This is a genomic window from Streptomyces sp. NPDC017448, assembly GCF_044330565.1.
GTDB lineage: Bacteria > Actinomycetota > Actinomycetes > Streptomycetales > Streptomycetaceae > Streptomyces.
The window spans coordinates 314,851-323,941 of record NZ_JBIRLM010000006.1; the positions used below are offsets into that span (position 1 = coordinate 314,851).

Annotated in this window: 8 protein-coding genes and 1 pseudogene; 5 read left to right on the plus strand and 4 right to left on the minus strand. The window is 71.6% G+C overall.

Features of this window, described 5'->3' with window-relative positions; translation table 11 throughout:
* Positions 1-40: 40 nt before the first annotated feature.
* The 4 genes and pseudogenes from ACH4K1_RS13665 to ACH4K1_RS13680 form a co-directional block, all read right to left on the minus strand.
* Positions 41-595 carry an RNA 2'-phosphotransferase gene (locus ACH4K1_RS13665; protein WP_398089213.1) on the minus strand — a complete coding sequence of 185 codons (555 nt, stop codon included), beginning with the start codon at positions 593-595 and terminating at the stop codon, positions 41-43.
* A 369-nt stretch (positions 596-964) separates the two neighbouring features.
* On the minus strand, positions 965-1,930 hold the full coding sequence (locus tag ACH4K1_RS13670) for a MerR family transcriptional regulator (protein ID WP_398089215.1): 966 nt from the start codon (positions 1,928-1,930) through the stop codon (positions 965-967).
* Positions 1,927-3,696: an SDR family oxidoreductase gene (locus ACH4K1_RS13675; RefSeq protein WP_398089217.1), complete on the minus strand. Its 1,770-nt coding sequence runs from the start codon at positions 3,694-3,696 to the stop codon at positions 1,927-1,929. The genes ACH4K1_RS13670 and ACH4K1_RS13675 overlap by 4 nt, the downstream gene beginning before the upstream one ends.
* A pseudogene (locus ACH4K1_RS13680) lies at positions 3,693-3,851 on the minus strand (Xaa-Pro aminopeptidase); the annotation flags it as partial. The pseudogene ACH4K1_RS13680 and the gene ACH4K1_RS13675, both read right to left, overlap by 4 nt.
* Positions 3,852-4,352: 501 nt before the next feature.
* Here ACH4K1_RS13680 and ACH4K1_RS13685 point away from each other — a divergent pair.
* From ACH4K1_RS13685 to ACH4K1_RS13705, 5 genes are all read left to right on the plus strand, one after another.
* Entirely contained in the window at positions 4,353-5,372 is a 1,020-nt protein-coding gene (locus ACH4K1_RS13685; protein WP_398089290.1) for an ABC transporter ATP-binding protein, read from the plus strand.
* Complete coding sequence (locus ACH4K1_RS13690; RefSeq protein ID WP_398089219.1) at positions 5,362-6,270, plus strand: ABC transporter permease; 909 nt, start codon at positions 5,362-5,364, stop codon at positions 6,268-6,270. The genes ACH4K1_RS13685 and ACH4K1_RS13690 overlap by 11 nt, the downstream gene beginning before the upstream one ends.
* Positions 6,267-7,178 (plus strand): ABC transporter ATP-binding protein, encoded by a 912-nt coding sequence (locus tag ACH4K1_RS13695; RefSeq protein ID WP_398089221.1) that lies wholly within the window; start codon positions 6,267-6,269, stop codon positions 7,176-7,178. Before ACH4K1_RS13690 ends, ACH4K1_RS13695 begins: the two co-directional genes overlap by 4 nt.
* 30 nt (positions 7,179-7,208) lie before the next feature.
* Positions 7,209-7,928 carry an ABC transporter permease gene (locus ACH4K1_RS13700; protein ID WP_398089223.1) on the plus strand — a complete coding sequence of 240 codons (720 nt, stop codon included), beginning with the start codon at positions 7,209-7,211 and terminating at the stop codon, positions 7,926-7,928.
* 320 nt (positions 7,929-8,248) lie between these two features.
* Positions 8,249-8,962 carry a hypothetical protein gene (locus ACH4K1_RS13705; protein ID WP_398089224.1) on the plus strand — a complete coding sequence of 238 codons (714 nt, stop codon included), beginning with the start codon at positions 8,249-8,251 and terminating at the stop codon, positions 8,960-8,962.
* Positions 8,963-9,091 lie beyond the last annotated feature (129 nt).

The following is a 9,091-nucleotide window of genomic DNA, read 5'->3' on the forward strand; positions in this document are numbered from 1 at the left end:
CGCCCGGGCCCGTCCGGCGGGCCGACGGCGCGCCCGCTGCTCAGCCGCGCAGGCGCAGGAACTCCGGCGGTACGGCCTCGGCGAGCCAGACGCCGTTGTCGCTGACCCGGAGGAGATGGCCGGCGCGGTGCATCGCGCCCGCGTCCACGGTGAGCACGAGGGGGCGGCCTCGGCGGGCGCCGACCCGGGCGGCCGTCTCCCGGTCGGGCGACAGGTGGACGTGGTGGCGGCCCATGGGTCGCAGGCCCTCGGCCCGGATCGCGTCCAGCGCGCGGGCGACCGTGCCGTGGTAGAGGTACGCGGGCGGTTCGGCGGGCGGCAGCTCCAGGTCGACGGCGACGGTATGCCCCTGGGCGGCTCGGATGCGGTCGCCGTCGACGCCGCTCTCCACGGTGAAGCGCCGCTTGTCGTTGACGGCGACGGCGTGGTCGAGCTCGGCGCGTGAGAGGGCGAATCCGTGCCGGGCCGCGGCGGTGAGCAGCTCGTCCACCGCCACCCAGCCGTTCCGGTCGAGGGCGAGGCCGATGCGTTCCGGCTGGTGCCGCAGGTGTTTCGAGAGGTACTTGGACACCTTGACGGTGCGACGTTCGTCCATGGTGCCAGCGTGCCGGTACGAGCCGGCCGACGCATCCGTGTTTCGCCCCGGCGCCCGTGACGTCCTTCCGGTGCTGACGGACATCGCCCCGGCGCCCGTGACGTCCTTCCGGTGCACGCGGACGTCGCCCCGGTGCTCGTGCCGGAGTCCGGCCCTTCTGGCCGCCCGGCCCTCTGCTCTCCAGGACGGTTGCCCGCCGCTCCTGTGCGGCGTGGTCTCGTCGCTGGGGCGCCCCCTCGCCTCTTCGTATGGTCAGCCTGTCATTCTTCTGTGATTCCTCGGTTGTTTTTCGTCATCAGGTTTGATCCACAGCCAACTCGGGTTATCCACAGGCGCTTTGGAAAAACTGTGGACAAGGGGCTGTGTTCTTTAGGGTAGTTCGTTAACTTTGTCTGTTTTTGCGTGAGTTGCTGCTAGGCCATCCAACGCCCGTGCCTGTACCTCTCGTTCGGCAGCAGCCGTGACGAACGCGGCCACCTGACCCGCACCGACCAGGTCCCGCACCGCCTGTGCGGTCCGTACCGGCAGCAGCACCGGGCGGAACGATTCCACGTCCATGGCGCCGCCCTCCGCACCCAGGTGGTGATGCAGGTGCCGAGGGGCGAAGGTCCGCATGGCGCGCGCCAGTTCGGCCTCCACCGACTGCTGGGCGAGCGGGCGCAACCGGCGTACCAGGGAGGCGGCATCGGCTGCGTCGGAGTCCGTGGGCGGCCGGTTCCCCAGATAGCGCGCGAAGACGTGTTCCGTGGTGAACTCCAGGAAACGTGAGGCGATGTGCTCGACCTGGCAGCGGAGCTCCCTCAGGTGGCCGGCGATGGCGGGCAGGGGGACACCGGCGGCGTGCAACTCGACGGCCACCGCCAGCTCTTGCGGGCTCGGCACGAGGAACTCGTCGTCCCGGCCCGGCACACGCTCCAGTACGCCGAGGTCCACCGCCTCGGCGATGGCCGCGTCGTCCCGCCGGCCGCCGAACTTCGCCTCCAGCTCCCGGCGGCTGATCCGGCCGGCCTCCTCGTCCGTCCACGGGCCGTGCACCTCCGCCACCAGGCCGAGCACCCCGCCGAGCCCCCGCCCGGCGTCCCACGCCTCCAGCAACTCCTTGATGCTGGCCAGGGTGTAGCCACGGTCGAGCAGGTCCGCGATCTGCCGCAGCCGCACCAGATGGGCCTCCCGGTACACGTTGGCCCGTCCCCGGCGTTCGGGTGTCGGCAGCAGCCCCCGGTCCTGGTAGGCGCGGATCGTGCGCACGGTGGCCCCGCTGGCGTGGGCCAGGTCCTCGATACGGTATTCGGCGGCTTTTTCTCCCCCGGCCGAGGGCGCGCCGGGCCCGGTCACAGCGGCGGCTTCAGCCGGGCGACGGAGCGCAGCGCCCCCGGGCTCAGCCGGGAGAGCAGCCGCAGACCGCGCGCCTCCGGGGTCACCGGCACCACGGCCTGGTTGCGCACGACCGCCCGCAGGACCGCGTCGGCGACCTTCTCCGGAGGGTAGTTGCGCCGCCCGTAGAGCTTGGCCGCCCGCTTGCGCAACCGGTCCTGCTCCGCCGCGTCGACCCCCGTGAAGTGCGCGGCGCCGGTGATGCCGGTGTTCACGACGCCGGGGCATATGGCGCTCACCCCGATCGCTTTCTCCGCCAGCTCGGCCCGCAGACATTCGCTGAGCATCAGCACGGCCGCCTTCGACGTGCTGTACGCGGGCAGCGCGCGCGAGGGCTGGAAGGCCGCGGCCGACGCCATGTTGACGATATGGCCGCCCTGGCCGCGGTCCGCCATCTGCTTGCCGAAGAACCGGCAGCCGTGGACGACGCCCCACAGATTGACGTCGAGGACCTTCTTCCACTCCTCGGCCGTGGTCTCCAGGAAGGGGCCGGAGAGGCCGATCCCGGCGTTGTTGACCAGTACGTCGACGGTTCCGTACTCCGTGGCGACCCGGGTGGCGAGCTTCTCCATCGCGGCTTCGTCGCCGACGTCGACCGCTTCGCCCCAGGCGGCCGGCGCCCCGATGAGCCGCGCCTTCTCGGCGGTCCGGGCGGCTCCGTCCGCGTCGCGGTCCACGGCCACGATCCGCGCGCCCGCCTCGGCGAACGCGAACGCCGTGGCCCGTCCGATCCCGGAGGCCGCGCCCGTCACCAGGACCAGTTGGCCGCCGAACCGCTGTGCGTAGGGGCTCTGCGTCACCGGTCGCGGCGGGGTCCCGGCGCGCTCGGCCGACTCGTTCGCGCTCACGAACTCGGTGATCCAGGAAGCGATCTGGTCCGGGCGGGTGCGGGGAACCCAGTGCTTGGCCGGGAGTGAGCGGCGCACCAGCGCGGGTACCCAGCCCTCCAGCTCGTCGTAGAGCCGTTCGGAGAGGAAGGAGTCCCCGGTCGGCGTGATCAGCTGGACCGGTGCGTGGGCGTGGGCGTCCGCGCGGGGCCTGCCGAGCCGGGCGCGGACGTTGTCGCGGTAGAGCCACGCCCCGTGTGCCGCGTCGTCGGGCAGGGAGGCGGTGGGGTAGTCGCCCGGGGGCACCTTCTCCAGCCGCTCCAGGATCCGCGGCCAGCGTCTGCCGAGCGGCCCGCGCCAGGCGAGCTCCGGCAGGACCGGCGTGTGGAGCATGTACACGTACCAGGACTTGGCGCCCTGGCCGAGCAGTTGGCCGACCCGGCGCGGGGTGGGGCGGGCCATCCTCTGCTTGATCCAGTGCCCGAAGTGGTCCAGGGAGGGCCCGGACATCGAGGTGAAGGAGGCGATCCTGCCCTCGGTCCGGCCGACCGTGACGAACTCCCAGGACTGGACGGAGCCCCAGTCGTGGCCGACGACGTGCACCGGACGGTCCGGGCTGACCGTGTCGATCACGGCCAGGAAGTCGTCGGTCAGCTTCTCCAGGGTGAAGCCGCCGCGCAGCGGCTTCGGCGCGGTGGACCGGCCGTGCCCCCGCACGTCGTACAGCACCACGTGCCACTGCCCGGCCAGTCGCCGGGCCACCTCCGACCAGACCTCCTTGCTGTCCGGGTAGCCGTGGACCAGCACCACGGTCGGCCGGTCCGCGTCGCCCAGCTCCGCGACGCACAGCTCGACGCCGCCCGTACGCACGTACCGTTCACGCGCCTGAGACAGATTCACGCCGCCACCTTCTCCCTGGTCCAGCGCCGCATGTGCGGCAGATCGTCGTCCGGCCGGAAGGCGCTCTGCTCGGGGCCCTCGGAGCCGGGGACGACCAGGACCTCCTCGAACTCGGCGCCCGTACCCCGGAATCCGAGGCGGGGTTCGACCGCCCACCGCACCCACCGTCCGGCGACCGCCCCCGCGCAGGCGCAGGGCAGCCGTTGGACTTCTCCCAACCCCCGCGCCTCCGGGGTGAGATCGTGCTGCCCTGCCGAAACCCTGCCGGTCATGCCACCGTCCGTTCCCTGCCGTGTGCGGTACGCGTCCGTAACGTGACACTGATGAATGTGACCATGTCCAGCGGCTACGTCAAGGGGGCCGCATCGCCTGGGGAAAACCTCGGAGGGCCGGTCCTGGGGCCAGGGCCGGCCCGGGGCGCCACCGGGCGCACGCCCCGGTGCGCACCTGCGCACGCCACCCGGTGCACGACTCCTGCGCACGCCCCCGAGGACCACCCGGCCGGGGCTCCTGCGCCGCCCTTCCTCGCCCGCCCCCCTACGGGCGCGTACGCCTGGAGTCTGACGCCGATCCAGCCGTCAGGGCTGACGACCGGTGTGGTCCGCACCACTAACGTCGTGGACGTGACAGCCGTAATCGCTACCGAAGCCCTGAGCATGCGGTTCCCCCGGGTGACCGCGCTTGACCGGCTCACGTTGGACATCGGACCGGGTGTGACCGGTCTGGTGGGTTCCAACGGAGCCGGCAAGTCCACACTGATCAAGATCCTGCTGGGTCTCTCCCCCGCCACCGAAGGCCGGGCCGCGGTGCTCGGGCTCGACGTCGCGACCAGCGGCGCCGCCATCCGGGAACGGGTGGGGTACATGCCCGAACACGACTGCCTGCCGCCGGACGTCTCGGCGACCGAGTTCGTCGTGCACATGGCCCGCATGTCGGGGCTGCCGCCCACGGCCGCCCGCGAGCGCACCGCCGACACCCTGCGCCACGTCGGCCTCTACGAGGAGCGCTACCGCCCCATCGGCGGCTACTCGACCGGCATGAAGCAGCGGGTGAAGCTGGCCCAGGCCCTCGTCCACGACCCCCGACTGGTCCTGCTCGACGAGCCCACCAACGGTCTGGACCCGGTCGGCCGGGACGAGATGCTCGGCCTCATCCGCCGCGTCTACACCGACTTCGGCATCTCCGTCCTGGTGACCTCCCACCTCCTGGGCGAGCTGGAACGCACCTGCGACCACGTCGTCGTCATCGACGGCGGCACGCTCCTGCGCTCCAGCTCCACCAGCGACTTCACCCAGACCACGGCGACCCTCGCGGTCGAGGTGACCGACAGCGACGCCCACCCCGACGGCACCGGCGCCCTGCGCAAGGTCCTCACCGACGCCGGCGTCACGCTCGTCGGCCACGACGGGATCGACACGGAGGGGCTGCCGGGAGCGGGCCACATCCTGTTGATCGAGGCGGACGGGGAGGACACCTACGACCTGGTCCGCGACAGCGTCGCCGGGCTGGGGCTCGGCCTGGTCCGCATGGAACAGCGCCGCCACCACATCGCCGAGGTCTTCCGTACCGAACAGGGCGGGGCCCACCCGGCCACCGTCCCGGCCGCCGCCGGAGCCGTCCCCCCGCCCGCGCAGCAGGTCGTCCAGCAGAAGGGAAGCGGTCGCGATGAGCGCTGAGACCAAGGCCGCGGCCGGGCGCGACGCCTCCCGGATCCACAACATCGGCTACCGCTCCTACGACGGGCCGCGGCTCGGCCGGGCCTACGCCCGCCGCTCCCTGTTCTCGCAGACCCTGCGGGGCTCCTACGGACTGGGCCGTTCCGCCAAGTCCAAAGTGCTGCCCATGCTGCTGTTCGGCGTGATGACGCTGGTCGCGGCGATCCTCGTGGCCGTCTCCATGGCCACGCCGAACGCCAGCAAGCTGGTGATCGAGTACACCTCGTACGCGATCTACCTCCAGGCAGTCATCGGACTCTTCATCGCCGCGCAGGCGCCGCAGGCGGTCTCCAGGGACCTCCGGTTCAAGTCCGTCCCCCTGTATTTCTCGCGGCCCATCGAACGCACCGACTACGTGCTGGCGAAGTTCGCCGCCACCGCCGCCGCGCTCTTCATCCTCACCGGCGCGCCGCTGCTCGTCCTCTACGCGGGTTCTCTGCTCGCGAAGTTCGACTTCGCCGATCAGACCAAGTGGTTCGCCCAGGGACTGGTGTCGGTGGCGCTGCTCTCCGTGCTGTTCGCCGGGCTCGGCCTCGTGATGGCCGCCCTCACCCCCCGGCGCGGCTTCGGCGTCGCCGCGGTGATCGCCCTGCTGACCATCACCTACGGGGCCGTCTCCACGGTCCAGGCCATCGCCTGGGAGACCGGGTCGAGCGGGGCCGTGCAGTGGCTCGGCCTCTTCTCGCCGATCACGCTGATCGACGGCGTCCAGACCGCGTTCCTCGGCGCCACCTCCGCCTTCCCCGGAGGGGAGGGGCCGGGGGCCGGTACCGGGGTGGTCTACCTGATCGTTGTTCTCGCGCTCGTCGCCGGCTCGTACGCCGTCCTGATGCGCCGCTACCGGAGGGCCGGGCTGTGACCACCATCGAGATCGACCACACGTCGCGCTGGTTCGGCAACGTGGTCGCCGTCAACGACGTCTCCATGACCGTGGGGCCCGGCGTCACCGGTCTCCTCGGCCCGAACGGAGCCGGGAAGTCCACCCTCATCAACATGATGGGCGGATTCCTCGCCCCCTCGACGGGGAAGGTCACGCTCGACGGCCGGCAGATCTGGCGCAACGAGGCCGTCTACAAGGAGATCGGCATCGTCCCCGAGCGGGAGGCGATGTACGACTTCCTCACCGGCAAGGAGTTCGTCGTCGCCAATGCCGAACTCCAGGGCCTGGGCGAGGCGGAGGCGCGGACGGCGCTCGCCACGGTCCAGATGGAGTACGCGCAGGACCGCAAGATCTCCACGTACAGCAAGGGCATGCGCCAGCGCGTGAAGATGGCGTCCGCGCTGGTCCACCAGCCCTCGGTACTGCTCCTGGACGAGCCGTTCAACGGCATGGACCCGCGCCAGCGGATGCAGCTCATGGAGTTGCTGCGACGGATGGGGGAGGAGGGGCGCACGGTCCTGTTCTCCTCCCACATCCTCGAAGAGGTCGAGCAGTTGGCCTCCCACATCGAGGTGATCGTGGCGGGCCGGCACGCCGCGTCCGGCGACTTCCGGAAGATCCGCCGGCTGATGACGGACCGGCCGCACCGCTACCTGGTGCGCTCCAGCGACGACCGGGCCCTCGCGGCCGCGCTCATCGCCGACCCGTCCACGGCGGGCATCGAGGTCGACCTGACCGAGAAGGCGCTGCGCATCCAGGCCGTCGACTTCGGACGGTTCACCGAACTGCTGCCGAGGGTGGCCCGGGAGCAGGGCATCCGGCTGCTCACCGTCTCACCGTCCGACGAGTCCCTCGAATCGGTCTTTTCCTACCTCGTAGCGGCCTGAGTAGCGGCCTGAAAGGAGCTGTGCACCGTCATGTACGACCCCACAGTCGCCCGGCTCACCTACCGGGCCCTGCTCGGCCGGCGCCGGGCCGCCATCCTGTTCGTCCTCCCCGCGCTGCTGCTGGTCATCGCCGCGGCCGTGCGGATGTTCGCCGGAGCCGATGACCAGGTCGCTGCGAACGTCCTCGGCGGCTTCGCCATCGCCACGATGGTGCCGCTGATCGGCGTGATCGCGGGAACCGGGGCGATCGGCCCCGAGATCGACGACGGCTCGATCGTCTACCTGCTCGCCAAGCCGGTGAAGCGGCCCACGATCATCTTCACCAAGCTGATCGTGGCCATCGCGGTGACCATGGTGTTCTCCGCGCTGCCGACGCTGCTGGCGGGCCTGATCCTGAACGGCAACGGCCAGCAGATCGCCGTCGCCTACACGATCGCGGCGCTGGTCGCCTCGATCGCGTACAGCGCCCTGTTCCTGCTGCTCGGCACCGTCAGCCGGCACGCGGTCGTCCTCGGCCTGGTCTACGCGCTGGTCTGGGAGGCCCTCTTCGGCAGCCTGGTGGCCGGGGCGCGGACGCTCAGCGTCCAGCAGTGGTCCCTGGCGGTCGCCCAGAAGGTGGCGGGCGACGGGGCGGTGACCTCGGAGGTCGGTCTGCCGCTCGCCACGGTCCTGCTGGCCGCGGTGACGGTCGCCGCCACCTGGTACGCGGGCCAGAAGCTGCGGGCGTTGAAGCTGGCGGGCGAGGAGTGAGGGCCCCGACGGGGGGTTGAGGCCCGCGCCCTGAGACCCGCGCACACGACGGCTCCCGCCCCGGACAGGGCGGGAGCCGTCTGTCGTACGACCGGACAAACCCCGCGTGACGTCGCGTCCACCGGGTCGTTGGGCAGGGCGCGTGGAGGCAACTGGAATCCGTGGCGTCGTAGCGATCGTGACATCGGGGAATGCCGGCACCGGGTGAGGCCCAGCCCACCGGACCGGTCATCGAGTGAGTGGCAACCGTGAGCGTCCTCCACCCCTGAAGCCCGGGGTGTGGGCCGTCCTCGTCATTCCCTCGTACGAAAGGCACACCCATGCCCACGGAAGTCGCCCTGCTCGAATCGCGCGCGTTGCGCGGGGAGCAGATGGGGCGCGTCGACGTCCTCGACAAAGTGAGGAGCCTGGTCATGCTCCCGGACGGAATTCACGTTCGCACGGAGGAGGTGGCCCGCTACTTCGAAGTATCCACAGAGGCCGTGAAGAAGGTGACCCAGCGGCACCGCGCGGAGGTCACGGAGAACGGACTTGTCCTGTTGCGCGGCGCTGAGCTGCGGCTTTTCCATAGGGACATGTTGTCCCTATGGGAGGGAGCGGGGAGGGAAAGTTATCCACAGGCTGCCACGCAGCTGACCCTCTACACCCGCCGCACCGTCCTCAACATCGCCATGCTTCTTCGCGACAGCGACATCGCCCGCTGCGTGCGGACGTACCTCCTGGACGCCGAGGAGCCGCTGCGCACGCGGTACGCCTCCCTCGACCAGCGCGTCACCCGCATCGAGAGCTGCCTCTCCGGGGTGGGCAGCGCGCTGCAGGAGCTGGGGCCGGTGCTGGTGCGGATGTCGGAGCGGCTCGACAGCCTCGACCGGAAGGCGGAGCTGACGCACCAGGTGGTCAGGGCGATGAGCGTGCGGCTGGCGGACGTCCAGCAGGACATCGTGCGCCTCGACGGGCGGCTGGACGGCTTCGCCCGGCAGATGAAGGAGCTGCGCCGCCGAAGCGAGAGGCGCGGGCAGCACGGACAGCGGTAGGGAAGGGCGGCCCCGGCCCCCCGGGGGGGGGGGGGGGGCCCCCGGGGGGGGGGGGGGGGGGGGCCCCCCCGCCCCCCCCCCCCCCCCCCCGGGCCGCCGGCCCCCCCCCCCCCCCCCACCCCGCGCCCG